Annotated in this window: 20 protein-coding genes and 2 pseudogenes; 15 read left to right on the top strand and 7 right to left on the bottom strand. The window is 73.2% G+C overall.

The features are described from left to right. Positions 1-93: 93 nt before the first annotated feature. The 3 genes from CYJ76_RS04590 to groL form a co-directional block, all read right to left on the bottom strand. Positions 94-1,347, bottom strand: a complete 1,254-nt coding sequence (locus CYJ76_RS04590; RefSeq protein WP_101849389.1) for a tetratricopeptide repeat protein — start codon at positions 1,345-1,347, stop codon at positions 94-96. 9 nt (positions 1,348-1,356) lie between these two features. Further along, entirely contained in the window at positions 1,357-3,402 is a 2,046-nt protein-coding gene (locus CYJ76_RS04585; RefSeq protein WP_180802211.1) for a tetratricopeptide repeat protein, read from the bottom strand. A 162-nt stretch (positions 3,403-3,564) separates the two neighbouring features. Further along, entirely contained in the window at positions 3,565-5,202 is a 1,638-nt protein-coding gene (gene groL, locus CYJ76_RS04580) for a chaperonin GroEL (protein WP_070703671.1), read from the bottom strand. Between the two features lie 334 nt (positions 5,203-5,536). Here groL and CYJ76_RS04575 point away from each other — a divergent pair, with 334 nt between their 5' ends. From CYJ76_RS04575 to CYJ76_RS04565, 3 genes and pseudogenes are all read left to right on the top strand, one after another. Beyond that, positions 5,537-6,277: an HAD-IA family hydrolase gene (locus CYJ76_RS04575; RefSeq protein WP_180802210.1), complete on the top strand. Its 741-nt coding sequence runs from the start codon at positions 5,537-5,539 to the stop codon at positions 6,275-6,277. A gap of 1 nt (position 6,278) precedes the next feature. Further along, the gene (locus CYJ76_RS04570; RefSeq protein ID WP_238138150.1) at positions 6,279-6,962 is read left to right on the top strand and encodes an alpha-ketoglutarate-dependent dioxygenase AlkB family protein; all 684 of its coding nucleotides are present in this window, start codon (positions 6,279-6,281) and stop codon (positions 6,960-6,962) included. Continuing rightward, a pseudogene (locus CYJ76_RS04565) lies at positions 6,959-7,582 on the top strand (DNA-3-methyladenine glycosylase I). Before CYJ76_RS04570 ends, CYJ76_RS04565 begins: the two are co-directional and overlap by 4 nt. Before the next feature lie 2 nt (positions 7,583-7,584). Here the strand turns inward: CYJ76_RS04565 and CYJ76_RS04560 are convergent. Both CYJ76_RS04560 and CYJ76_RS04555 read right to left on the bottom strand, forming a co-directional pair. Continuing rightward, positions 7,585-8,562, bottom strand: a complete 978-nt coding sequence (locus tag CYJ76_RS04560; protein WP_101849385.1) for a hypothetical protein — start codon at positions 8,560-8,562, stop codon at positions 7,585-7,587. 56 nt (positions 8,563-8,618) lie between these two features. Further along, positions 8,619-8,906 (bottom strand): DUF3263 domain-containing protein, encoded by a 288-nt coding sequence (locus CYJ76_RS04555; protein WP_083323453.1) that lies wholly within the window; start codon positions 8,904-8,906, stop codon positions 8,619-8,621. A gap of 272 nt (positions 8,907-9,178) precedes the next feature. Between CYJ76_RS04555 and CYJ76_RS04550 the strand changes: the two genes are divergently transcribed. From CYJ76_RS04550 to CYJ76_RS13070, 10 genes are all read left to right on the top strand, one after another. Then, positions 9,179-9,868, top strand: a complete 690-nt coding sequence (locus CYJ76_RS04550; RefSeq protein ID WP_070703918.1) for a uracil-DNA glycosylase — start codon at positions 9,179-9,181, stop codon at positions 9,866-9,868. Continuing rightward, positions 9,865-10,752, top strand: coding sequence for an SGNH/GDSL hydrolase family protein (locus CYJ76_RS04545; RefSeq protein ID WP_238138149.1), 888 nt, complete (start codon positions 9,865-9,867; stop codon positions 10,750-10,752). Before CYJ76_RS04550 ends, CYJ76_RS04545 begins: the two co-directional genes overlap by 4 nt. 81 nt (positions 10,753-10,833) lie before the next feature. Continuing rightward, complete coding sequence (locus tag CYJ76_RS04540) at positions 10,834-12,009, top strand: acyl-CoA dehydrogenase family protein (protein ID WP_101849384.1); 1,176 nt, start codon at positions 10,834-10,836, stop codon at positions 12,007-12,009. A 66-nt stretch (positions 12,010-12,075) separates the two neighbouring features. Further along, positions 12,076-12,870, top strand: coding sequence for an SDR family NAD(P)-dependent oxidoreductase (locus CYJ76_RS04535; RefSeq protein ID WP_101849383.1), 795 nt, complete (start codon positions 12,076-12,078; stop codon positions 12,868-12,870). Continuing rightward, the gene (locus CYJ76_RS04530) at positions 12,867-14,213 is read left to right on the top strand and encodes an MFS transporter (protein ID WP_237769721.1); all 1,347 of its coding nucleotides are present in this window, start codon (positions 12,867-12,869) and stop codon (positions 14,211-14,213) included. The genes CYJ76_RS04535 and CYJ76_RS04530 overlap by 4 nt, the downstream gene beginning before the upstream one ends. 234 nt (positions 14,214-14,447) lie before the next feature. Next, positions 14,448-15,695, top strand: a complete 1,248-nt coding sequence (locus tag CYJ76_RS04525) for a S8 family peptidase (RefSeq protein ID WP_101849382.1) — start codon at positions 14,448-14,450, stop codon at positions 15,693-15,695. Between the two features lie 137 nt (positions 15,696-15,832). Then, positions 15,833-17,089, top strand: a complete 1,257-nt coding sequence (locus CYJ76_RS04520) for a S8 family peptidase (RefSeq protein WP_202820450.1) — start codon at positions 15,833-15,835, stop codon at positions 17,087-17,089. 98 nt (positions 17,090-17,187) lie between these two features. Then, positions 17,188-18,456, top strand: coding sequence for a S8 family peptidase (locus tag CYJ76_RS04515; protein ID WP_202820449.1), 1,269 nt, complete (start codon positions 17,188-17,190; stop codon positions 18,454-18,456). Between the two features lie 189 nt (positions 18,457-18,645). After that, positions 18,646-20,370: a S8 family serine peptidase gene (locus CYJ76_RS04510; RefSeq protein ID WP_101849381.1), complete on the top strand. Its 1,725-nt coding sequence runs from the start codon at positions 18,646-18,648 to the stop codon at positions 20,368-20,370. A gap of 106 nt (positions 20,371-20,476) precedes the next feature. Next, the gene (locus tag CYJ76_RS13070; RefSeq protein ID WP_101849393.1) at positions 20,477-22,210 is read left to right on the top strand and encodes a S8 family peptidase; all 1,734 of its coding nucleotides are present in this window, start codon (positions 20,477-20,479) and stop codon (positions 22,208-22,210) included. Between the two features lie 61 nt (positions 22,211-22,271). On the opposite strand, the pseudogene CYJ76_RS04500 reads toward CYJ76_RS13070, so the two are convergent. Further along, positions 22,272-22,397, bottom strand: a pseudogene (locus CYJ76_RS04500) (30S ribosomal protein S6--L-glutamate ligase); the annotation flags it as partial. Here CYJ76_RS04500 and CYJ76_RS12405 point away from each other — a divergent pair. Together CYJ76_RS12405 and CYJ76_RS12400 are read left to right on the top strand one after the other, a co-directional pair. Beyond that, positions 22,368-22,517, top strand: a complete 150-nt coding sequence (locus CYJ76_RS12405) for a hypothetical protein (RefSeq protein ID WP_168168457.1) — start codon at positions 22,368-22,370, stop codon at positions 22,515-22,517. The pseudogene CYJ76_RS04500 and the gene CYJ76_RS12405 overlap by 30 nt on opposite strands. Before the next feature lie 263 nt (positions 22,518-22,780). Next, positions 22,781-24,121, top strand: coding sequence for a hypothetical protein (locus tag CYJ76_RS12400; RefSeq protein ID WP_180802209.1), 1,341 nt, complete (start codon positions 22,781-22,783; stop codon positions 24,119-24,121). Between the two features lie 102 nt (positions 24,122-24,223). On the opposite strand, the gene CYJ76_RS04490 is transcribed toward CYJ76_RS12400, so the two are convergent. Further along, the gene (locus CYJ76_RS04490; RefSeq protein WP_083323548.1) at positions 24,224-25,333 is read right to left on the bottom strand and encodes a ribonucleotide-diphosphate reductase subunit beta; all 1,110 of its coding nucleotides are present in this window, start codon (positions 25,331-25,333) and stop codon (positions 24,224-24,226) included. Positions 25,334-25,407: the final 74 nt, after the last annotated feature.

The following is a 25,407-nucleotide window of genomic DNA, read 5'->3' as shown; positions in this document are numbered from 1 at the left end:
CCTCCGAGGGTCCGCCCTCGGCTTCCGCAACCTGACCCACTACGTCGCCCGATCCCTCCTCGAAGCCGGCGGCTTCAGACCACGACTACACCCTCAGATCGGATGAGCCCGCACCTCCCCCAGGGCGGCCTCGAGATCGCGCTGGGTGATCATGCGCGGCGTACCGCTGCGCACGCTGTCCATCATCGCCCGCTCGGCGGCGGTGTCCACGAGGTGGGCCAGGTCGGCCCCGGTCAGCCCGTCGGTGCCCTTCACCAGGCGGCGCAGGTCCACCCCCTCCACCGGGCGCCGGGAGAGGTAGCCGCGCAGGATCTGCTCGCGCGCGGCGTCGTCCGGCGGCAGCACCAGCAGCGTGCGGTCCAGGCGGCCCGGGCGGCGCAGCGCGGGGTCGATGTCCCACGGCGCGTTGGTGGCCGCCAGCACGTACACGCCGTCGTTGTCCGAGCCCACGCCGTCCAGCTCCTGCAGCAGCTGGTTGACCACGCCGCGCATGGCCCCCATGTCGTGCCGGGTGCGCTTCTGCCCGATGGCGTCCACCTCGTCGAGGAAGAGCACGGCCGGCGCGCTGCGGCGGGCCAGCTCGAACAGGCCGTGCAGGTTGCCCTCGGACTGGCCGATGTACATGTCCAGCACGTCCGAGAGACGCACGTTGATGAAGCCGGCCCCCATCTCGCCGGCCACGGCCCGTGCGATGTAGGTCTTGCCCACCCCGGGTGGCCCGTAGAGCAGCAGCCCCCCACGGAGGCTCTTGCCGTACATGCGCCGCATCTCGGGGCTGCGCATCGGGCCCAGGAAGGACACCTCGAGGCGGTCCTTCACCTCCTGCATGCCGCCCACGTCGGCCAGGGTCACGCCGGCACGCTCCACCTCGAAGAGGTCCTCCACGCCCGCCGGCTCGCCCTGCACGGGTACGCGCTGCGGCTCGCCGTGGCCGCCCCCGCCCGGAGCACCGGCGACCCCGCCCTCGGCGGGCTCCACGAACATCGGCCCGGGGGCGTCCGGGAACTGCTCCTCGGCAGCCGACCAGTCGTACCCGTCGGTCGAGGCCCCACCCCCACCGGTCGACGCCCCGCCCTGCACAGGGGCCTGGTCGGAGGTGCTCGCCTCCGCGGCCGGCATCGTGCCCGCCGGGGGCGTGGTGGGTGCGCCCCCACCGAGGGCACGGGCCATCAGCGCACGGGCCTGGCCGCTGGTGGGGTCCTGCTGCAGCACGGTGGCGCAGTGGGCCACCGCCTCGTCACCCCGGCCGGCCCCCACCAGCAGGTCCGCCAGGTGGAGTCGCAGCGCGATGTCGTCGGGGCTCGCCTGCACGGCGCGCCCGAGGGACTCGATGATCTGGTCAGACATGCCGCGAGCCTAACCAGCGTTTCTGGCGGGACCACCGGGCTCCAGCGCGCGTGCCTGCTCGGCGTGGAACTCGGCCTGCTCGGTGTCTCCCAGGAGGCCGTGGACCTCCGCGAGCTCCCGGTGGGCGATGACGTCGGTGGGGTCGAGCGCGGCCGCCCGCGTCAACGGCTCCAGCGCGTCCTCGTGGCGTCCCTGGCGGCGCAGGATGATCGCCAGGTAGAGGTGGTGCGTCGGCAGCCCCGGCTCCAGCTCGAGGACCCGCCGCTGGGCGGCCTCGGCCTCCTCGGGCCGCCCCTGGTTGAGCCGCGCGATGGCGAGGTGGATCAGCCCGCGGGCGTCGTCGGGGAAGGCCTCGACCAGCCGCGCGGCGATGGCCGCCACGTCGTCGTGGCGCCGCGCCTCGGAGAGCCGGATCAGGTAGTCGATGGTGCGGCGCGAGGGCCCGATCCCCTCGCCCTGCTCGAAGGCCGCCAAGGCACCGCGTGCGTGCTCGTTCCCCGGGTCGGCCTCCACCACGGCCCGCAGGTGGGCCAGGCACCGCTCACGGTCGGTCACGCGCGCGGCGAAACCGGCGGCCTCGCGGGCCCGCAGGTCGTCCGGGGCGAGCTCCACCGCCTGCTCGGCCGCCCGCACCGACCCCTCGTGGTCGCCCAGCAGGTCCAGGACCTCGGAGAGCAGCAGCTGGGCCGCCACGTCGTCCGGGGCGAGCTCGACGGTGGCCCGCGCGTGGTGCGCCCCCTCCAGCAGGTGCCCCGCCGCCAGGCAGCACCGCGCCGCCGTGGCCCGGATGCCGCGGGCCCCCGGCTCCAGCTCGGCCGCCCGCTCCGCCTCCGCCGCGGCATCCTGGAAACGCCCCCGCTGGGCCAGGGACTGCGCCCACACGTGGTGGGCCGACGCGGTGTCGGGATGGTCGGCCAGGAGGCGCGCCACCGCCTCGTCCAGCGCGGTGTGCTCGCCCCGCGTGGCCAGGTGGAAAAGCTCCACCACGCGGGGGTCGTCCTTGGCCAGCCCCGCGTCGGCCAGGTGCTCCACCAGCCGGGCCGACCGCGGCACCCCCTGGAGCACCTGCGGGTCGTCCGCGGCGCAGCGCAGGGCCTCGCGGGCGTGGTGGAGCGCCCCTGGCACGTCCCCGGACCGCTCGAGAGCCACCGCCATCACATCGTGGGCCAGCGCACTGCGCGGGTCGATGTCCAGGCCCTCCCGGGCCACCTGCTGGGCCTCCTGGGGGCGCTGCTGGTCGAGCAGGAGGTTGGCCAGGTTGACCCGCCCCACGACCCAGCCCGGCTCCCGGCGCACCACCTCTCGGGCCGCGTGCTCGGCCGCCCCCAGGTCCCCCCGCCGAGAGTGCAGCGCCGTCCACGCGGTCTGCAGGGAGACCGCGTCCGGATACGCGTCCGTCAGCGACTGCAGCACCCGGGCGGCCTCGTCGAGCAGCCCCTCCTCCATGAACGCCCGCACCTGCCGGCGCCGCGGGTCGCCATCCACGCCCGGGCCGGTCGGCCGCAGGTACTCCTGCTCCCGCTCGAGGCCCTGCCGCGCCTGCGCGTGCTCCGGGTCCCGGGCCAGCACCTCGCGGTAGGCCCGCTCGGCCAGGGCGGGGTCCACCACGGAGACCGCACGCCCCAGGGCCAGGTGCGCCGCGGGGTCGGCCCCGTCGAGCCGCACCGCCTCGATGCCGGCACGTCGCGCGTTGCCCAGGTCACCCAGGCCCCGCAGCGCATAGGCGTACATCTGGTGCACCGGCGACCAGTCCGGCCGCACCCGGTGCAGGTCGTCCAGCGCCACCCGGGCCGCGGACCACTGCCGGTTCTGCAGGAGCGTCTCAGCCAAGCAGCGCAGCGGGTTCACCCCCTGGGGGTCCAGGGCCACGGCCCGGCGCGCGGCCTCCTCGGCCTCCCGCGGCTGCTGGGTCGCGCGGAGGTGCCAGGCGGAGGTGACGTGGAACAGGGGGTCGTGGGCGTGGGTGGGGGCCAGACGGTCCAGGAGCTGCTCGAGCTCGGCGAACCGGTGCTGGGCCATGAGCTGCTCGCAGGTGCGCATGTCCATCGGGTCCATGGGGCGAGATTCGCACCACTACCGCCGGCCACCCCTCATCCCGGTGGTGGACCGTGCGCCCGGCGCCGCTCGCCACCGCTCCCGCACGCCGACGGGCGGCCCCTCCCGCAGGAGGAACCGCCCGTCGTCAGCCGCGGGCGCGGGGCCCGGCAGCCGGTGGGATCAGAAGCCCATGCCGCCCATGCCACCCATGTCGCCCATGTCGGCGCCGGCAGCGGCCTTGTTGTTGTCCGGCTTCTCGGCCACGATCGCCTCGGTGGTGAGGAAGAGCGCGGCGATGGAGGCGGCGTTCTGCAGCGCGGAACGGGTCACCTTGGCCGGGTCGATGATGCCCTCGGCGATCATGTCGACGTACTCACCGGTAGCGGCGTTGAGGCCCTCGCCCGGCTTCAGGGAGCGGACCTTCTCCGCCACGACGCCGCCCTCGAGGCCGGCGTTCACGGCGATCTGCTTCAGCGGGGCGCTGGAGGCCACGCGGACGATCTCGGCACCGGTGGCCTCGTCGCCCTCGAGGGACAGGCCCTCGAACGCCTTCGTGGCGGCCTGCAGCAGGGCCACGCCACCACCGGCGACGATGCCCTCCTCCACGGCGGCCTTGGCGTTGCGCACGGCGTCCTCGATGCGGTGCTTGCGCTCCTTGAGCTCCACCTCGGTGGCCGCGCCGGCCTTGATGACGGCCACGCCACCGGCCAGCTTGGCGAGGCGCTCCTGCAGCTTCTCGCGGTCGTAGTCCGAGTCGGAGTTCTCGATCTCGGCGCGGATCTGCTTCACGCGACCCTGCACCTGGGCGTCGTCGCCAGCGCCGTCCACGATGGTGGTCTCGTCCTTGGTGACGACGACCTTGCGGGCGGTGCCCAGCATGTCGAGCTCGGCGTTCTCCAGGGTCAGGCCGACCTCCTCGGAGATGACCTGACCGCCGGTGAGGATGGCCATGTCGCCCAGCATCGCCTTGCGGCGGTCACCGAAGCCCGGGGACTTCACGGCGACGGACTTGAAGTTGCCGCGCACCTTGTTGACGATCAGCGTGGCCAGGGCCTCGGCCTCGACGTCCTCGGCGATGATCACCAGCGGCTTGCCGGACTGCATGACCTTCTCCAGCAGCGGCAGCAGGTCCTTGATGGCGCCGATCTTGGAGTTCACCAGCAGGATGTAGGGGTCCTCGAAGACCGCCTCCATGCGCTCGGTGTCGGTGACGAAGTAGGGCGAGATGTAGCCCTTGTCGAAGCGCATGCCCTCGGTCAGCTCGAGGTCGATGCCGAAGGTGTTGCTCTCCTCGACCGTGATGACGCCCTCCTTGCCGACCTTGTCCATCGCCTCTGCGATGACCTGACCGATCTCGGGGTCGGCGGCGGAGATGGACGCGGTGGACGCGATCTGGTCCTTGGTGTCGATCTCCTTGGCCATGGCGAGCAACTCGTCGGAGACGGCCTGGGTGGCCTTCTCGATGCCGCGCTTCAGGCCCATCGGGTTGGCGCCGGCGGCCACGTTGCGCAGGCCCTCGCGGACCATGGCCTGGGCCAGCACGGTGGCGGTGGTGGTGCCGTCACCCGCGACGTCGTCGGTCTTCTTGGCGACCTCCTTGACCAGCTCGGCGCCGATGTGCTCGTACGGCTCGTCGAGCTCGATCTCCTTGGCGATGGACACACCGTCGTTGGTGATGGTGGGGGCGCCCCACTTCTTCTCCAGCACGACGTTGCGGCCCTTGGGGCCGAGCGTCACCTTCACGGCGTCGGCAAGGGTGTTCATGCCGCGCTCGAGGCCGCGACGGGCCTCCTCGTTGAACGCAATGGTCTTGGCCATCGGTGGTTTCCTCCCACACGCGTAGCGGATGACCACCGGTCGCCCGCGACGGACGGGGTCGCCCCGCGCGGTGCGGACCGCCCGGCATCGACCCCTCGACCTGTGGTCGGTGTCTTTCACCCGGGTCGGCTCCGTGGCGACCGGCCGGGCCGGACGGGGGCACTCTCCTCGTCCTGCTGGCCCTGCGACCTGTCACTCGGAGCCGCCGAGTGCCAAGTGCGATTCTGGCACTCGCCCCCGGAGAGTGCAAAGCGCGGGGCGCGGGCCTCCTGCCGCCCCGCCCGGCACGCCCGCGCGACTCGGCCGCACGGCCGATCAGTGGGAGGATCGCCCCATGCCGACTCCTGACGCCGTGCGCCTCCTCCTGCTCGACGCCGATGCCGTGATCCAGCGCATGCCCGACGGCTGGAAGGACGAGGCCATCACCCTCCTGGCCACCGGGTGGGGCGCCCCGGCCGGTGGCGTGGCCGACGACCCCGCGCTGTGGGGCCGCGCCCAGGCCGTGCTCGACGAGGTCTTCGTGGCCGAGGTGTTCCTGCTCACCGGGCAGGAGACCGACCTGACCTTCCCGGAGACCATCGCCGGCATCCTGGAGGGCCACGGCAACTCCACCGACGCCGAGCAGGTGGCCCGCCTGTGGCACCGCACCGAGCCGCTGGCCGAGGAGCGGGCGATGGTGGCCACCGCCCGCCAGGGCGGGGTGCGCGTGGCCATGGCCACCAACCAGCAGCCGCATCGCGCGGCCTGGCTCACCGACAGCGGCGCCTTCGCCGACCTGGCCGACGAGGTCTACACCTCCTCGCGCCTGGGCGTGGCCAAGCCGGAGCCGGACTTCTTCCGGGCGATCCTGCGCGCCGAGGCCGAAGCCGGGCACCCGGTGGAGCCGGGCGAGGTGGTCTTCGTGGACGACCGCGCGGACAACGTCGAGGGGGCGGCCGCCATCGGCATCCGGGCGCGGCAGTACCACTTCACCCAGGGCGTCGAGGCCTTCCGCGAGGTGCTGGAGTCCACCGGGGTGCTCGATGGGGCCGCCCACGCCGACGCGACGCACGACGGACCCGCCCCCACCGCCTGACGTGCTCTTCGGCGACGAGCTGCTCCCCCGCCCCGCGCAGGAGGTGTCCCCGGGCTGCCACTGGGTGCCGGGGTGGCTCACCGCCGAGCAGCAGTGCTGGCTCGTGCGTCACCACGCCGACTGGGCAGCCGGCCCGGTGCCCGCGCACGCCCCGGAGGTCCACGGTGGACGCATGCGCGTGACGATGGTGCCCTTCGGCTGGGTGTGGACGGCCCGGGGGTACGCGGCGCTCGACCCCGCATCGGGCGCCGTGCCGCTGCCCGTGCCGGCCTGGATGACGCGCCTGTACCACCGCGCCCTCGTGGCCACCGGGTGGCGGCGGGCGGACGAGGACCCCGGTCCCGCCCCGGACGCGGCGCTGCTCAACCACTACGCACCCGGCACGTCGATGGGGATGCACCGCGACGCCGACGAACGCACCGAGGACCCCGTGGTGAGCCTCTCGGTGGGGGACGCGTGCACCTTCCGCTTCGGCAACACCACCACCCGCACCCGGCCGTGGACCGACCTGCGTCTGGAGGGAGGCGACCTCGTGGTCTTCGGCGGGGCGGCCCGCCGCGCCTTCCACGGGGTGCCGGCCGTCCACGGGGGCACCGCACCGGGACCCGTGGCCGCCGAGCAGGAGCGGGTGGGACTGCCGGGGCGCCTGAACCTCACCCTGCGTGTGACGGGGATGCAGCGGTGAGCGCCCGTGGGCTCGCCGTCCCGGCCGGCTCCGAGGTGGTGGTGGGCGCCGACGGGCTGGCCCGCACGCCGTGGGCCGAGGGCAGCGACCTGCTGCGCCACTACTACGACACCGAGTGGGGCCTGCCGGTGCGCGACGAGACCGGGCTGTTCGAGCGGCTCAGCCTGGAGGCCTTCCAGTCCGGCCTGTCGTAGGCCACCATCCTGCGCAAGCGCCCCGCCTTCCGGGAGGCCTTCGCCGGGTTCGACGCCGAGGCGGTGGCGGCCTTCGGCCCGGCCGAGGTCGAGCGCCTCATGGCCGACGACCGCATCGTGCGCAACCGGCGCAAGATCGAGGCGACCATCGGCAACGCCCGGGCCACCCTCGCGCTGCGACAGGACGGCGGGCTGGTGGACCTCCTCTGGTCCCATCAGCCCGCCGAGACCCCGCATCCGCTGCGGGTGGCCGAGGTGCCCACGCAGTCGGTGGAGTCGGTGGCGCTGTCGAAGGCGCTCAAGCAGCGCGGCTTCGCCTTCGTGGGGCCCACGACGATGTACGCGCTGATGGAGGCCGTCGGGATGGTGGACACCCACCTGCTGGGGTCCCACAGGCGCGGGTGCAGCGGCCTCTGGCCGGACTGAGGTCAGTCCTCGCCGCGCTGGACCTGCTCGGCCCGCTGGCGCAGGGCGTGGGTGACGCGGGCTCCGCCGCCGCGCTGCGCCACGTCCCGCATCGCGCGGGCGAGCCGGGCCAGCTCGGCCCGGCGCTCGGCCTCCGCCGCCTCGTCGCGGGCCCGCTGCCGCTTGAGCTCACCGCGCGCCAGGACCAGGCCGAGCACGACGCCCCAGATGAGCTTGTCGTGGTCCAGCACCCACAGGATCACCGGCTTCAGCGGCGCCAGCCAGGCGAACAGCCACGACAGGTCCGGCCAGGGGATGTCCGGCAGGTCGGGCCGCGGGATGCGGGGTAGGTCCGGCCACGGGATCCGGGGCCAGTGGATGTCGGGCCAGGGGATGCGGGGCCAGGGGATGTCCGGCAGGTCCGGCAGGAACTGCTCCAGCCACGCGATGATGCGGTCGACGAGCGGGCCGAACAGCAGCACGAGCAGCGGCCAGACCAGCCAGCCGAGCTTCATCACCAGGAAGCGGGCGGCCGCCACCCGGGGGCGCCGGGAGCGGAGCGCCTGGAAGCGCTCGGCACGGCTGCCGGCCGGCGGTGTGAGCCCCACGGTGCGGGCGATGGCGGACGGCCCCGGGACCGCTCCGGCGCCAGGCACGAGGTCCATGTCGTAGGGCCGCCCGCGGGCGTGGCGCACCTCGAGGGTGGCGCCGCTGGTGAACGGGGTGCCCCGGCGCTCCTCGAGCGTCCACCCGGCGTTGGCCAGGGCGCCGCTGGTGGCGCGGATCCGCAGCACGCCGTCGTCCTCGGCCCGGCCCACGCACGTGCCGTCGACGACGAGCCAGGCCTTCTTCTCCGGCCAGCTCTTGTGGAAGCGCCCCTCCACGTGGTGCCCGTGCACCACGGTGGACCAGCGCTCAGCCTCCTCGTAGGCGGTGGCCTCGTCCTCGGCCGTGGCCCCCGCCGCGTCGTCGCCGACCGCCGCGGACTGGTCCTGCGTCATGCCTTCGGGCTCCTGGCCCGTCGCGCCCTCGGCGCGCTCCGCCCCCACCGAGGCGGTCAGTGGCCGCGGGCGCGGGTGCGCGCCTGCAGGCGGGTGCTGTGCCGGGCGTCGCGCTGGCGGCGCAGGCGCTTGACCAGCAGCGGGTCCGCAGCCAGGGCGGCCTCGGTGTCCAGCAGCTGGTTGAGGCGCTGGTAGTACTGCGTGGTGGTGAGGCCGAACAGCTCGCGGATCTCCTGCTCCTTGGCGCCGGCGTAGCGCCAGGCCTGTCGCTCGAAGGCGAGGATCTCGCGGTCCCGGGCCGACAGCTCCCCCGCGGCCCCGGTCGTCTGCTCAACTGCTCCCATGGGGGCCAGTCTACCGGCGAACCACATGCGTGTGATTCGCCCGCGGGGCGTCCGCCCGCGCCAGGGTGGGCCCTCACACGAGGCCGTTCACCACCCATCGCCGGACCGAGACCGGCACCGGTGCGGTTCTCGACTGCCCACCTCTCCCAGACCCGCACCGGTGCGGATCTCGACAGTCGACTTGCGCACCGGTGCGGAGTTCGGACCGGTGGCAGGACGAGATCAGCACCGGTGCGGAACCGGCCCCGGCGGCACGACGTACCGTGGCCCGCGTGAACGACGCCCCCACCTTCGCCGGCAGGGTCCACGAGTCCTGGGTGCCGGCGCTCGAACCCGCCGCCGAGACCCTCGCCGGGCTGGGCGTCTTCCTCCGCGAGGAGATCGCCGCCGGCCGGGGCTACCTCCCGGCCGGCGAGAACGTGCTGCGCGCCTTCTCCCTGCCGCTGGACCGGGTGCGCGTGCTGGTGGTGGGCCAGGACCCGTACCCCACCCCCGGGCACGCCGTGGGGCTGAGCTTCTCCGTGGCCCCCGAGGTGCAGCCCGTGCCCCGCAGCCTGGCCAACATCTTCACCGAGCTCGTGGACGACACCGGCTGCGAGCGCCCCACCCGCGGCGACCTCTCCCCGTGGTTCCACCAGGGCGTGCTACTGCTCAACCGCTGCCTCACCGTGCAGCCAGGCGAGGCGGGGTCGCACCGCGGCCGCGGCTGGGAGCAGGTCACCGAGCTGGCCATCCGCGCCCTGGCCGAGCGCGCCCGCGACGGCCAGCCCATGGCGGCCATCCTCTGGGGCCGCGACGCCCGCAACCTGGCGCCCCACCTTGCCCCGATGCCGTGCGTCGAGTCCCCACACCCCTCCCCGTTGAGCGCGAGCCGGGGCTTCTTCGGCTCCCGCCCGTTCACCCGCACCAACGCGCTGCTCGCCGAGCAGGGCGCCGACCCCGTGGACTGGAGCCTGCCGTGAGCACCCACCCCCTGCACACCGTCCCCGGCCCGCTGCAGCACCTGGCCAGCACGCCGCGTCCGTGGGCCACGTACGTCGCCCTGGGCGACTCGTTCACCGAGGGCATGTGCGACGACGAGGCCCCCGCGGTCGGCGAGTTCGGTGGCTGGGCGGACCGCCTCGCCACGCTGCTGGCCACCACCGCCCCGGCGCCGCCCGCCGGCAGCAGCACCCCGCGCTTCCGCTACGCGAACCTCGCCGTGCGCGGCCGCAAGCTGGCCGACGTGGCGGGCCCGCAGACCGAGGCCGCCCTGCGCCTGGTGGAGCAGGCCCGCGCCGAGCGCCCGGACGCACCCGTGCTCGTGAGCATCGTGGGCGGCGGCAACGACATCCTGCGCCCCCGTGCCGACACCGACGCCCTGGCCCGCGAGCTGGAGCGGGCCGTCATCCGCCTGCGGGCCGCGGCGGCCGACGTGCTGCTGGCCACCCCCACCGACCCGGCCGGGGCGCCGCTCATCTCGGCCACGCGCGGCCGGGTGGGCCAGTACATCGCCCACCTGGTGAGCATCGCCGGCCGCCACGGCTGCCACCTGCTCAACCAGTGGGACTGCGACTTCCTCAAGGACTGGCGCATGTGGGGCGAGGACCGCATCCACATGACCCCCGAGGGCCACCGCCGCGTCGCGCTCGCCGCGCACGCCGCGCTGGGCTTCGAGGAGGCCGACGGGGGCGCCTTCCGCGAGCCGCTCGACCCCGCCGACGCCCCGGTGCGCACCTGGGCCGAGCACCGCGACTGGACCCGCACCCACCTCGGCCCGTGGGTGAGGCGGCGCGTCACCGGCCGCTCCTCGGGTGACGGACGCACCGGCAAGCTCCCGGAGCTCACCGCCTGGCCGATGGGGTGAGCACCCGCCCTGGCACGCCTCCGGGCGACTCACAGGCCGGGCGCGGCACGACCGCCGTGTGACCCTCGTTACCCTGTGTGCATGCCCGTGACCCGCTTGATGCCGACGCCCGAGTCGGAAGACCTCATCGCCCTCGTCCGCGACATCGCCGCCAAGGAGATCGCCCCGAAGGCCGACGAGTACGAGAAGAATGCCGAGTTCCCCGCCGAGGTGTTCAAGACCCTCGGCGAGGCCGGACTGCTGGGCCTGCCCTACCCCGAGGAGTACGGGGGCGCCGGGCAGCCGTACGAGGTGTATCTGCAGTGCATCGAGGAGCTCTCCAGCGCCTGGATGGCCATCGGTGTGGGCGTCTCCATCCACGCCCTCACCTGCTTCCCGGTCTTCAACTACGGCACCGAGGAGCAGAAGCAGCGCCTGCTGCCGGACATGGTGGGCGGGCAGTGGTTCGGCTCCTACTGCCTGTCCGAGCCGGCCGCCGGCTCCGACGTCGCCTCGATGAAGACCAAGGCCGTGGGCAGCGGCGAGGTCGACGAGACCGGCCGGTCGGAGTCCTACGCCATCTCCGGCGGCAAGATGTGGATCTCCCACGCCGGCCACGCGGACTTCTACACCACCTTCGCCCGCACCGGGGAGAACGACGGCAAGGGCATCAGCTGCTTCCACGTCCCGGCCGGCACCGAGGGCCTCACCTTCGCCGAGCCCGAGCGCAAGATGGGCCTGCACTCCGACACCGTCCGCGAGGTGCTCTACGACAAGGTCACCGTGCCGGGTGAGAACCTCATCGGCACCCCCGGCAAGGGTCTGAACATCGCCCTGGCCGCGCTGGACTCCGGCCGCCTGGGCATCGCCGCGGCCTCCACCGGCCTGGCCCAGGCCGCCACCGACCTGGCACTGAAGTACGCCGCAGAGCGCGAGCAGTTCGGCAAGCCGATCATCAGCAACCAGGGACTGCAGTTCATGCTGGCCGACACGCAGGCACAGACCACCGCGGCGCGCAGCACCTACCTGCACGCCGCCCGCCTCAAGGACGCCGGCAAGCCGTTCGGCCGCGAGGCCGCCATCGCCAAGATGTTCGCCAGCGACACCGCGATGAAGGTGACCACCGACGCCATCCAGGTGCTGGGCGGCTACGGCTACACCACCGACTTCCCGGCCGAGCGCTACTTCCGCGACGCCAAGATCACCCAGATCTTCGAGGGCACCAACCAGATCCAGCGCATGGTCATCGCCCGCGACATGCTCAAGTCGCTGGGCTGACCCACCTCCACACCCCGCTGCGCCGCCCGCCACCGGGCGGCGCGGCCACGCCAGAAGGGACACCTGATGCAGATCACCGAGGACTTCGTCGCCCTCATCACCGGCGGCGCCCAGGGCCTGGGCAACAGCACCGCCCGCCGCCTGCTCGAGGCCGGCGCCCGCGTGGTGCTCGTCGACCTGCCGGGCGAGGCCGGCGAGAAGGCCGCCGCCGCGTTCACCGAGGAGTTCGGTGACGGCCGGGCGTTCTTCGCCGGCGCCGACGTGCGCGACGAGGAGCAGGTGGCAGCCGCCGTGGCCGCCGCCCAGCAGCTGGGCACCCTGCGCCTGGCGGTGAACTGCGCCGGCGTGGCCACCCCGGGCAAGATCCTGGGCCGCAAGGGCGTGCTGCCGCTGGAGACCTACCGGACGGTCATCGACATCAACCTGGTGGGCACCTTCAACGTGCTGCGCCTGGCTGCCGAGGCCATGGCCGCCAACGAGCCGGTGGCCGACGAGCGCGGCCAGGGCGACCGCGGCCTGATCGTGAACACCGCGTCGGTGGCCGCGTACGACGGCCAGATCGGCCAGGCCGCCTACGCCTCCTCCAAGGGCGCCATCGCCGCCCTCACCCTGCCGGCCGCCCGCGACCTGGCCCCCAGCCAGATCCGCGTCATGACCATCGCCCCGGGCGTCATGGAGACCCCGATGATGGCCGGCATGCCCGGTGACGTGAAGGAGACCCTGGAGGCCCTCGTCCCCCACCCGGCCCGCCTCGGCAAGCCGGAGGAGTACGCCGCCCTGGTGACCCACCTGGTGGAGAACCCGCTGCTCAACGGCGAGGTCATCCGCCTCGACGGCGCACTGCGCATGCCGCCCAAGTGAGCCGTTCCACCGCGAGCAGCACCCCGCAGGAGACGCCGCGCCTGGCCTGGATGGTCTGGGCCGCCGGCGTCTTCGCCTTTGCGGTGGCCGTCTTCCACCGCAGCTCCCTGGGCGTGGCCGCCGTGCCCGCCGCGGAGCGCTTCGGCGTGGGCGCCTCGGTGGTGGCCACCTTCGTGGTGGTGCAGTTGCTGGTCTACTCCGGCGCGCAGATCCCCGTGGGTCTGGCCCTGGACCGATGGGGCTCCCGGCGCCTCATCACCGCCGGTGCGGTGTGCATGGCGCTGGGCCAGACCGGCATGGCCCTGCTGCCGGACCTAGGCTGGGCCATCGCCGCCCGCGTGCTGGTGGGCGTCGGCGACGCGATGACCTTCGCCTCGGTGATCCGCCTCGTGCCGGCGTGGTTCCCCAGCCACCGCGTGCCGGTGATGACGCAGGTGACCGGTCTGACGGGCCAGTTCGGCCAGGTGGTCTCGGCGCTGCCCCTGGTGTGGCTGCTGCGCACCACCGGCTGGACGAGCGCCTACCTGCTGGCCGCCCTCACCGCGGCCTTCTCCGCGGTGACCACCTTCATGCTGGTGCGCGACCACCCGCGCCGCCCCGACGGCTCGCAGGAGGCCGACCCGGCAGCACCCCGTCGGCCGCGCACGGGCATGGGCGCCGTGCTGCGCCACCCCGGTACCTGGCTGGGCGCGTTCACCCACGCCTCCACCGTGTTCGCTCCCATGACCTTCGCCATGATGTGGGGCTTCCCCTACCTCACGCAGGCCGAGGGGCGCAGCGACGCTACCGCCTCGGGGCTGCTCACCCTGCTGGTGCTGCTGGGCGTCGTGGCCGGACCGACGGTCGGCTTCCTGACCCAGCGCCACCCGTTGCGCCGCTCCACCCTGGCGCTGCTCGTGGTGGCCGCCACCGCGCTGCCCTGGACCGCGGTGATGCTGTGGCCCGGCCCGGCGCCGGTGTGGCTGCTGGTGGCCTGGGTGGTGGGGCTCTCACTCGGTGGCCCGGGGTCGGCGGTGGCCTTCGACTTCGCCCGCACCTTCTCCCCCTCGGAGCGGCTGGGTACGGCCACCGGCGTCATCATCATGACCGGCTTTGGGGTCACGCTGCTGACCATCCTCGGCATCGGCCTGTCCCTGGACCTGCAGGGCGGCGGGTACTCGCTGGAGGCCTTCCGCCGGGCTTGGGCGGTGGTGCTCGTGCCCTACCTGCTCGGTCCGCTGGGCATCGTGCTCACCCGCCGCCGCGCCCGCCACGTGCACGGGCTGACGGTGCCCACCTGGCGCGAGGTGTGGCGCCGCGAGGTGGGCAACCGCAACTGGCCCCGGCTCACCGGCCGCCGCTGACGGCCCGCCCGAGCCGCCGTCGGACCCCGTCGGCACCCCTTCTCCCAAGAACGCCCCCGGCCCACCGGGGGCGTTCTTGGGTGCGCCCCAAGAGCCCCTCACAGCAGACCACGGTTGACCCAAGGAATGGTCAAAGGGGTTGGTACGCAAAGTGAGTTGACCCACGATCGATCTCACCGGCGGACCAACCGCCACGACGGCGGGACTCCGCCATCGACGTCAAGGAGGAAACTCATGACCACCGTTCGTACCGTCTTCGGCCTCACTGCTGCTGCCACCCTCGCGCTGGGCACCACCGCCACGGCCGCGCCGACCGCCTTCGACGTGAACGCCGGCTCCGAGCAGGGCGCGACCGTGATGAGCGCCTCGCAGGCCGCCGACTACATCGTCATGCTGGAGCTCCCGCAGCAGGCCATGGGCGCCCAGGGCATGAAGTCCGCCGACGCCAAGGCTGCCGTCGCCTCCACCACCGAGGCCACCGCCGCCAAGTACGCCGCGAAGGGCGCCGACGTCAAGAACGAACTCAAGTCCCTGGGTGGCTTCACCGCCAACCTGACCCCGGAGCAGGTCGCCGAGCTCGAGGCCGACCCGGCCGTGGCCTCGGTGACCAAGAGCCGCACCGTCCACGCCACCGAGGCGCAGACGGACGCCACCTGGGGCCTGGACCGCGTGGACCAGGAGGCCCCCGAGCTGGACCAGACCTACAACTACGAGGGCACCGGCGAGGGCGTGAACTCCTACGTCATCGACACCGGCGTGCGCGCCACCCACTCCGACTTCGAGGGCCGCGTCGGCGAGGGCTTCTCCGCCATCGACGACGGCATGGGCACCGACGACTGCAACGGTCACGGCACCCACGTCGCCGGCACCATGGGCGGCAAGGAGTTCGGCGTCGCCAAGGGCACCAACCTCATCCCGGTGCGCGTGCTGAGCTGCGAGGGCTCCGGCTCCACCGACGGCATCATCACCGCCATGGACTGGGTCATCGAGAACAAGGGCGACACCCCGTCGGTCGCCAACATGTCCCTGGGTGGTGGCGCCGACCAGGTGCTCGACGAGGCCATCGGCCGCATGACCGAGGCCGGCATCGTGACCGCCGTGGCCGCCGGCAACGACACCGACGACGCCTGCAACTACTCGCCGGCCCGTGCGGAGTCCGCCATCACCGTGGGTTCGACCGCCGAGGGTGACGCGCTGTCCGACTTCTCGAACTTCGGTGACTGCGTCGACATCCTGGCCCCTGGCACCGACATCACCTCGGCCTGGATGGACGACGACGAGGCCACCAACACCATTTCCGGTACCTCGATGGCCTCCCCGCACGTCGCCGGTGGCGCCGCCCTGGCCCTGGAGAAGAACCCGCAGGCCACCGTGGAGGAGGTCACGGCCACCCTGACCGAGACCGCCACGAAGGACGCGATCGACGGTGTGAACGGCTCGCCGAACCTGCTGCTGAACGCGCTGAAGGTCTCCGCCGGCTGACCTGACGGCAGGACATCTCCCCACTGGACGTGCCGGGCTCCCCTCGGGGGCCCGGCACGTCCCGGCCCGGCCCCGTGCCGCCGGCCCGACGCACACACCTCAGGTACCACCCCCTCCGCACCCACCTGGAGACCCCCGTGAAGACCACCCGCACCGCCCTCGCCCTGGCCGCCCCCACCGCCCTGACCCTGGGCACCGGCGCCGCCACCGCCTCCCCGCTGACCCTCGAGGCCACCCCCTCCGGCGCCTCGTCCACGCAGTTCGACGCCGCCACCGCCGGCGACTGGATCGTCATGCTGGAGCTGCCCGAGGAGGCCACCGGCGACCGCGCGCTGACCACCTCCTCCGCGCGCACGGCCGTGGCCACCGCCACCGCGTCGGCCGCCTCCCGCTTCTCCGCGCAGGGCGTGGACGTCCGTGCGCAGCTCGACACCCTGGGCGCCGTGACCGCCGCGGACCTCACCCCCGAGCAGGTGGCCGCGCTGGAGGCCGACCCGGCCGTGGCGTCGGTGGAGCGCGACGCGCGCGTCAGCATCGACGAGGAGCAGGCCGACGCCCCGTGGGGCCTGGACCGCGTGGACCAGGAGGCGGCCGAGCTGGACAAGACCTACACCTACGAGGGCACCGGCGAGGGCGTGACCGCCTTCATCATCGACACCGGCATCCGCGCCACCCACAAGGACCTGGCCGGCCGCGTGGGCGAGGGCCACACCGTCGTGCAGGACGGCGAGGGCACCAACGACTGCCAGGGCCACGGCACCCACGTGGCCGCCACCGTGGGTGGCACCACCTACGGCGTGGCCAAGGACGTGAAGCTGGAGCCGGTCCGCGTGCTGGAGTGCGACGGCTCGGGCTCCGTGCTGGGCATCCTGGCCGCGATGGAGTGGGTCATGGACGAGGCCGCCGCCACCGAGGGCCCGGACGTGGCCAACATGAGCCTGGGCGGCACCAAGCTCGGGGCCATGGACGAGGCCGTGGACCGCATGAGCGACGCCGGCGTGGTGACCGCCGTGGCCGCCGGCAACGACACCGAGGACGCCTGCCAGCACTCCCCGGCCGCCTCCCAGAAGGCCATCACCGTGGGTGCCACGGACAACACCGACGTGCTGGCCGAGTTCTCCAACTTCGGTGAGTGCGTGGACATCCTGGCCCCGGGCGTGGACATCACCTCGGCGTGGAAGGACTCCGACGACGCCACCAAGACCATCTCCGGCACCTCGATGGCCTCCCCGCACGTGGCCGGTGCGGCCGCCCTGGCGCTGCAGAAGAACCCCGAGGCCACCGCTGACCAGGTGAAGGAGACCCTCACCACGACCGCCACGAAGGACGCGATCGACAAGGTGAACGGTTCGCCCAACCTGCTGCTCAACGCGCTCAAGGCCTTCCAGGCCTGAGGCAGCGCCCCACCCGTCGTGCCGGGTCCCGGACCCGGGGCCCGGCACGACGCATCCCCGCTCCCACGGCTCTCACCCCTCACACCCCGGAGACCCCCGTGAACCGCTCGCACCACCCCTCCCGCCCGTTCGTCGCCCTGGCCGTGCTGGGCCTGGTGCCCGCACCCGCCGCCTCCACCGCGGCACCCCTGCTCGATGCCGGCGCCCCGGCCCCCGCTGCTCCCACGGCCCCCGGCGCACTGGACGCCTCGGGCCGCACCACCTGGCTGGTGGTGCTCGACCTGCCCGCGCAGGCCTCCGCCGCCGGGTCCCTGGCCGCCCCCACCGCACGCGCCGCCGTGGCCCGCACCACCGACCAGCGCGCCGAGGAGGCCACCGCCCGCGGCCTGGAGGTGGGCCGCCGCCTGCACGGCATCGGCGGGTACACCGTGCGCGCCACCCCCGCGCAGGCCGAGGCGCTGCGTAGGGCCCCCGGCGTGGCCGCGGTCTCCCGCGACGGCGCGGTGGGCGGCGCCGAGACGCAGGCCGACGCCCCGTGGGGCCTGGACCGCGTGGACCAGGAGGCCCTGCCGCTGGACGGCTCGTACAGCTACGAGTCCACCGGCGAGGGCGTCACCGCCTACGTCATCGACACCGGCATCCGCTCCACCCACCAGGACCTCTCGGGTCGCGTCGGCCAGGGGGCGGGCTTCGTCGAGGACGGGTGGGGCACCGAGGACTGCGCCGGGCACGGCACGCACGTGGCCGGCACCGTCGGCGGAGAGACCTACGGCGTGGCCAAGGACGTGTCCCTGGTGCCGGTGCGCGTGCTGGGCTGCGACAACCGCGGGTCGTGGGACGGCATCATCGCCGGGATCGACTGGGTGGCGCAGAACCACTCCGGCCCGTCGGTGGCCAACCTGAGCATCCAGGGCCCGGCCAACGAGGCCGTGGACGAGGCGGTGAACCGCCTCACCGCCAGCGGGGTGCTCTCGGTGGTGGCCGCCGGCAACTTCTCGGCCGACGCCTGCTCCACCTCCCCGGGCCGTGCCGAGGGCGCGCTGAGCGTGGGCTCCACCGACTCCGCCGACCGGCTCTCGGACTTCTCCAACTACGGCCAGTGCGTCAACCTGCTCGCCCCGGGCAGCGACGTGGTCTCGGCCGGCATCGCCGGGGACACGGCCTGGACCACCATGAGCGGCACCTCGATGGCCGCCCCACACGTGGCCGGCGCTGCCGCGCTGCACCTGCAGCAGCACCCCGAGGCCACGGTCGCCGATCTCACCTCGGCCCTGCAGCGGACCGCCACCCCCGATGCGGTGGGCGGCACCAACGGGTCGCCCAACCTGCTGCTCGACGCCGCCGAGATGGGTCAACCCTCGGCCTGAGCACCACCCCCCCCGACGGGGTGATCGGTCAAGGAGGACCGGTCACCCCGTCCCGCTTTGCCCAAGAACGGGTCAAGACTTGGTCAGGTACCTGTCCTCCTCCCACACCGCACCAGAAACTCCGTCTACCGGCCGGGCTCGCACACCCCCTCCCCCCTCGCCCGGCCACCCCTCGCACAAGGAGTTCCGATGCGCCTGTCGCGTACCACCCTCGCCCTCACCGCCGCCACCGCCCTCACCCTGGGTGCCGGTAGCGCCACCGCCGCGCCGTTCACCGCCCCCGACGCCCAGCCCGCCGCGCAGCAGGCCGAGCTGCTCGACGTCCCCGACTCCGGCTACATCGTGATGCTGGAGCTCCCCTCCACTGTGAGGTCCGGCCCCTCGGCCATGGCGTCCCCCACCGCCCGGGCCGCCGTGGCCCGTGCCACCCAGAAGCAGGCCGACCGCTGGGCCGCCAAGGGCGTCAGGGTGGGCGACCGCTTCACCGCGCTCGGTGGCTTCACCGCCGACCTCACCCCGGCCCAGGTCAGGGCCCTGCGCAACGACCCGTCCGTGGCCTCGGTGACCGAGAACCGCACCGTGTCGGTGGCCGGCAGCCAGACCAGCGCCCCGTGGGGTCTGGACCGCGTGGACCAGGCGGACATGCCGCTCAACGGCACGTACAGCTACTCCCAGACCGGTGCGGGCGTGACCGCCTACGTCATCGACACCGGCATCCGCGCCACCCACGGCGACCTCTCGGGCCGCGTCTCCGGCGGCGCCAGCGCCATCAACGACGGCATGGGCACCAACGACTGCCAGGGTCACGGCACCCACGTGGCCGGCACCGTCGGCGGCGAGACCTACGGCGTGGCCAAGGACGTCAAGCTCGTGCCGCTGCGCGTGCTCGGCTGCGACGGCAGCGGGCCCACCGCCGGCATCATCGCCGCGATGGACTGGGTGGCCCAGAAGCACACCGGTCCGTCCGTGGCCAACATGAGCCTGGGCGGGTACGCCGACGCCGCCACCGACGCCGCCGTGGCGCGCCTGACCGCCTCCGGCGTGGTCACCGTGGTGGCGGCGGGCAACGAGCAGCAGAACGCGTGCAACGTCTCCCCGGCCCGCGCCAGCTCGGCCATCACCGTGGGGTCCACGGACCGGACCGACTCGCTGTCCTGGTTCTCCAACTGGGGCTCGTGCGTGGACATCCTGGCGCCCGGCTCGGACATCACCTCGGCGTGGAAGGACTCCGACACGGCCACCAACACCATCTCCGGCACGTCGATGGCCTCCCCGCACGTGGCCGGCGCCGCCGCGCTCTACCTGCAGGAGAACCCCACCGCCTCGGTCTCCCAGGTGACCAACGCGCTGAAGTCCTCGGCCACGCCCAACACCATCACCAACGTGCAGGGCTCGCCCAACCTCATGCTCAACACCACCGCCCTGCTGGGCAACGACACCACCACCCCGGACCCCGACCCGGTGACCGGTGTCGTGGTCAACGGTGACTTCGAGGCCGGCGCCACGGGCTGGACCGGCGACACCTGGGCCATCGGCAACGACGGCTACACCGCCTCCTCGGGCAGCAACAAGCTGTGGCTGGGTGGCGAGGGGTACGCGGTGACCCACACGGTGGACCAGACCCTCACCATCCCCGCGGGCGCCACCGCGCTGGACTACAAGCTGCGCATCGACTCCCGCGAGTTCTCCGGCAGCCCGCGCTACGACTCGATGAAGGTGCAGCTGCTGAGCCCCTCCGGCACCGTGCTGAAGACCCTGGCCACCTACGGCAACGACAACGAGAACACCTCCTACGCCGCCCGGAGCAACAGCCTGTCCGGCTACGCCGGTCAGAAGGTGACGCTGCGCTTCACGGCCACCGAGGACAACAGCTCCCGGACGTCCTTCCTCGTGGACGACGTCGCGGTGCGCTGACCTCCCGCCACGTGTGAACGGTGCGGGGTGTCCTGAGGGGCACCCCGCACCTCGTGCACCACCCCTTGCCGTCCTCCCCTCCCCCTCGATGCCGAAGGACCCCGCCGTGCGCACACTGACCCGCTCCCTGCTCGCCCTGACCGTCGCCTCCCTGGCCGGCGCCACCACCGCTGCCACCGCCCTGCCGCTGCCCGCCGCGCCGGTGGGCGGATCCTCCGACCTCGCGCCCGCCGCTGCCGGGTCCGCCGACACCGACGGCGGCCGCCTCCACATCGTGATGGTGGACCTGCCCGACGCCGCACGCCGTGGGCCGGCCGCGATGGCCTCGCCCACCGCCCGGGCCGCCGTCGCCCGGGCCACCGACCGCCAGGCGGACCGTGCCCGCGGGCGCGGCCTGGAGGTCTCCCAGCGCTTCCGCGGCGTGGGTGGCTACACCGTGGAGCTCACCGACGCCGAGGCCGCGGAGCTGCGCCGCACCCCCGGCATCGCCAGCGTGGCGCCCGATGCCGTGGTGACCGGCAGTGGCACGCAGGCCAACGCCCCGTGGGGCCTGGACCGCGTGGACCAGGACCGGCTGCCGCTCTCGGGGACCTACTCGTTCCAGCAGACCGGGGCCGGGGTGACGGCCTACGTCATCGACACCGGGGTGCGGGCCAGCCACCAGGACTTCTCCGGCCGCGTGCGCCAGGGCGTGACCTTCGTCAACGACGGCTGGGGCACCAACGACTGCGCCGGGCACGGCACCCACGTGGCCGGCACCGTCGGCGGCGAGACCTACGGCGTGGCCAAGGACGTCAGCATCGTGCCGGTGCGGGTGCTGGGCTGCGACAACCAGGGCTCCTGGGCGGGGATCATCGGCGGCATCGACTGGGTGGCGCAGAACCACTCCGGCCCGTCGGTGGCCAACCTGAGCATCCAGGGCCCGGCCAACAGCTCGGTGGACGCCGCCGTCAACCGCCTCAACGCCAGCGGGGTGCTCTCCGTGGTGGCCGCCGGCAACTACTCCGCCGACGCCTGCTCCACCTCGCCGGGGCGTGCCTCCGGGGCGTTCACCGTCGGCTCCACCGACCGGTACGACCGGCTCTCCGGGTTCTCCAACTACGGCCAGTGCGTCAACCTGCTCGCCCCGGGCAGCAACGTGCTCTCGGCCGGCATCTCCGGCGACGCCAGCTGGGCCACCATGAGCGGCACCTCCATGGCCGCCCCGCACGTGGCCGGCGCGGCGGCGCTCTACCTGCAGAAGAACCCCACCGCCACCGTGCAGCAGGTGGCCTCCGCCCTGCGGCAGACCGCCACCCAGGGCATGGTCAGCGGCACCTACGGCTCGCCCAACCTGCTGCTGGACACCACCGCCCTCACCGCCGGGGGCACCACGACCGACCCGCAGCCCACCGGCGGCATCGTCAACGGCGACTTCGAGGCCGGGACCACCGGCTGGACCGGCGACACGTGGACCATCAACTCCGCGCAGTACACCGCGGCCAGCGGCAGCTCCAAGCTGTGGCTCGGCGGCTACGGGCAGGCCCGCACCGAGACCGTGCGCCAGAGGGTGACCGTGCCGCAGGGGGCCACCACGCTCGCCTTCCGCCTGCGCGTGGACAGCTCGGAGTACTACCGCTCCCAGCCGTACGACCGCATGCAGGTGCGCGTGCTGGGCACCGACGGCCGCCTGCTGGGCACCGTGGCCTCCTTCTCCAATGCCGACCACGGCAGCACCTACACCACCCGCACCGCCGACCTGGCCCGGTGGGCGGGGCAGACCGTGGTGCTGGAGCTCACCGCCACCGAGGACTCCGGCGGCCAGACGTCCTTCCTCGTGGACGACCTCAGCCTGCGCTGAGGCCGGAGTCGGCCAGGGTGCGGCCCACCAGCTCGTGGCCGGCGTGCACGAGCAGCTCGGCCACGCCGGCCACCCGCAGGCCCATGATCTGGGCGGCGCACACCGCGGTCTCCTCGTAGGCCGGGGCGAGGGTGACCGGCTCCACGCTGCCGCCGCGGTGCACGGTGGAGCGGAACTCGTCGCCCTGCCCGACGCCGACGGCACCGAGCAGGTGACCTTCTGGGTGAACCCCTGGCAGGAGTCCGAGGCCGACGCGGTGGAGGTGACCCGTCCGGTGCACGACCGCCGCCGCAACCGGGGGCGCTGAGTGGCCCGCGAGAGCTTCGGCATCGGGCCGGTGCGGGTGCGTGCCGGGCGTGCCCAGAAGGTGGAGCTGCCGGTGACGCGCACCGTCACCGGGGCCGAGGTGGTGGGCGTGGAGGTGATCCGACGGGTGCGGGCCGACCTGGACGACGACCTGACCCGCCGGTTGGCCACCGCGTTCGGTGCGCCGGCGATGCTGCACGCGCAGATCCGCGACAGGTCGCTGCGGCAGGCGGCCCGCGAGCGCGGCGCACCGGCATCCTCCAGGTGGAGTGCGCCCTGGGCCAGGAGGTCACCCGGGGTGACCGCCTGGGGGGCCTGGGGAACTCGTTCGGGCGCGCCCTGGCCGTGGTCAAGGCCGACCGCGACGGGATGGTGGTGGGGCGCACCGGGATGCCGCTGGTCAACGCCGGCAACGCGCTGGTGCACATCGGCGCGCGGCTGAGCGCCGTGGCGGCCGCCCCCACCGAAGGTGCAGGCACACCGCGCAGGGGTCCGCCCGTCGGCGGGTCACGGGACTCCCGGATCGCTTTAACATCGAGCCGCCGGGGGCATCCGGCACTCGTCGTCGACCCACCAGGGGGAACCATGAACCTGACCCGTCGCACCCTCGTGAGGACCGGAGCGTGGAGCGCTCCGGTCGTCCTGGCCGCCGGCGCCGCTCCGGCGGTCGCGGCCAGCGGGGCCACCTACGACCTGAATGCAGCCAGCTACAAGGGCCAGATGATCACCTGGTACACCCCCGAGCGGGACGCCTGGAACCGCGCCAACCTCGGGGTATGGACGCTGGAGAACACCGGGACCACTGCCTCCCCCGCCACCGGGGTGACCCTGACCGTCTCCTGGGACCGGCGCCTGTGGGGCGACCTGACGGACTACAACCCGGCGCTGCTCTCCGAGCCGACCACCACCACGGATGGTGACCTGGTGACCGCCGTGTTCGCCGTCATCGCTGCGGTGGAGCCCGGGCAGTACGAGGGTCCGAGCATGGACATCGCCTTCTCCGAGATGCCCGAGGACGGCGTGACCGAGGTGCGGCAGGACTACCTGCCGATGACGATCGACATCGCAACCCAGGTGCCGGACGCCGACCCGTCCAACGACACCCGGGTGCTGGAGGTGAAATACGGCGAGGTGACCCCGTGGAACGGTGCCATCTCCGGCACCTTCGACACCGTGCGCGTGGAGTGCAGCGATGGCGCCGCCGACATCGCCTACCCCTCGACGATCACCGTCACCAGTGACGGCCCGAACCCCGTTCCCGCCGACATCTCGGTGTACTACTTCGCCAACTCCACCTACGTGGATGATGGCAACGTCCACACCTGGGGGGAGTACTTCGAGACCTTCCGGTGCGAGTCCGCGACCCTCGACGGCCAGCCGGTCACGCTGGAGACCAGGCGCGACAGCGCGGGCCTCGACACCGACTGGTCCCTCAACCAGCCGATCCCGGCCGGTTCCGTGCTGCAGCTGCAGATCAGCGCCACCGGCAAGGCGACCAGCGCCGACCCCGTCCCCACGGCCTCCTACGGCGGCATCGGCTTCGACGAGTCCGAGACCAACGACGAGGACAACCAGCTGCGGGCACCGGAGCCGGTCCGCGTCTGACGCGCGTCCAGCCCGGCCCCTGGACGGGCACGACGCCGATGGGGGGTGGTCGCCACGTGGCGACCCCCCCCCATCGGGCAGTGCGGGTTCTGAGTCAGCGGCTCAGAAGTCCTCGTCGAACGAGACGCTGCCCTCCACGCCCACCTGGTACGCGGACACGCGGCGCTCGAAGAAGTTGCTCAGCTCCTGCACGTCCTGGAGCTCCATGAACGCCAACGGGTTCTTGGTGCCGTAGATCTCCGGCATGCCCAGCTGCACGGCGCGGCGGTCGGCCACGTTCTCCAGGTAGGCGCGCATGTCGGCCACCGACAGCCCGGCCACGCCGCCACCCAGCAGGTCCTCGGCGAACTGCGCCTCCGCGTCGACGGCCTCCATGAGCATCTGCCGCACCTGGCCGGCCATCTCCGCATCGAACAGGTCGGGCTCCTCGGTGCGCACGGTCTCCACCACCTCGAAGGCGAAGGCCATGTGCATCGACTCGTCGCGGAACACCCAGTTGGTGCCCGAGGCGAGACCGTTGAGCAGACCCCGGCTGCGCAGGAAGTACACGTAGGCGAACGCGCCGTAGAAGAACAGGCCCTCGATGCAGGTGCCGAAGCAGATGAGGTTCAGCAGGAACTGGCGGCGCTGCTCCTTGGTCTCCAGGCGGTCCAGGTCCTGGATGGAGTCGATCCACCGGAAGCAGAACTCGGCCTTCTTGCGGATGGAGGGGATGTTCTCCACGGCGGCGAAGGCCTCGAAGCGCTCGGCCTCGTCCGGGACGTAGGTGTCGAGCAGGGTCAGGTAGAACTGGATGTGGACGCCCTCCTCGAACAGCTGCCGGCTGAGGTACAGGCGCGCCTCCGGGGAGTTGACGTGCTGGTACAGGTTGAGCACCAGGTTGTTGGCCACGATCGTGTCGCCGGTGGCGAAGAAGGCCACCAGGCGGCTCACGAGGTGGCGCTCGGCGGGGGTCAGCTTGGTGTGCAGGTCCGACAGGTCGCTGTGGAGGTCGATCTCCTCGACCGTCCACGTGTTCTTGATGGCGTCGCGGAACATCTCGTAGAACTGCGGGTAGCGCATCGGCCGCAGGGTGAGCGACATGCCGGGGTCGAGCAGGCGGGAGCCCTGGGCCACGGCGTCGTGCAGGTCGGCCTCCACGTGGTCGGTGTGGGTGGCGGCGGCCTGGTTCTTGGTGACGGTCTGGTTGGTCGGGTCGGTCGGCTGGGTCACGGGAGTCTCCTCATCGATGTTGAGTCGTCGTTCCTCGGGGTGAATCAGCCCTCCGGACCCCGGAGAACGACGAC

Source organism: Kytococcus schroeteri (assembly GCF_002847825.1).
Lineage (GTDB): Bacteria > Actinomycetota > Actinomycetes > Actinomycetales > Dermatophilaceae > Kytococcus > Kytococcus schroeteri.
This window is presented reverse-complemented; position numbering and strand designations above follow the sequence as displayed.

What these genes read in the sequence shown, in the direction of transcription:
- CYJ76_RS04590 (WP_101849389.1), bottom strand. Translation starts at nt 1,347, where the DNA reads ATGTCTGACCAGATCATCGAGTCCCTCGGGCGCGCCGTGCAGGCGAGC.
- CYJ76_RS04585 (WP_180802211.1), bottom strand. Translation starts at nt 3,402, where the DNA reads ATGGACCCGATGGACATGCGCACCTGCGAGCAGCTCATGGCCCAGCAC.
- groL (WP_070703671.1), bottom strand. Translation starts at nt 5,202, where the DNA reads ATGGCCAAGACCATTGCGTTCAACGAGGAGGCCCGTCGCGGCCTCGAG.
- CYJ76_RS04575 (WP_180802210.1), top strand. Translation starts at nt 5,537, where the DNA reads ATGCCGACTCCTGACGCCGTGCGCCTCCTCCTGCTCGACGCCGATGCC.
- CYJ76_RS04560 (WP_101849385.1), bottom strand. Translation starts at nt 8,562, where the DNA reads ATGACGCAGGACCAGTCCGCGGCGGTCGGCGACGACGCGGCGGGGGCC.
- CYJ76_RS04555 (WP_083323453.1), bottom strand. Translation starts at nt 8,906, where the DNA reads ATGGGAGCAGTTGAGCAGACGACCGGGGCCGCGGGGGAGCTGTCGGCC.
- CYJ76_RS04540 (WP_101849384.1), top strand. Translation starts at nt 10,834, where the DNA reads ATGCCCGTGACCCGCTTGATGCCGACGCCCGAGTCGGAAGACCTCATC.
- CYJ76_RS04535 (WP_101849383.1), top strand. Translation starts at nt 12,076, where the DNA reads ATGCAGATCACCGAGGACTTCGTCGCCCTCATCACCGGCGGCGCCCAG.
- CYJ76_RS04525 (WP_101849382.1), top strand. Translation starts at nt 14,448, where the DNA reads ATGACCACCGTTCGTACCGTCTTCGGCCTCACTGCTGCTGCCACCCTC.
- CYJ76_RS04510 (WP_101849381.1), top strand. Translation starts at nt 18,646, where the DNA reads ATGCGCCTGTCGCGTACCACCCTCGCCCTCACCGCCGCCACCGCCCTC.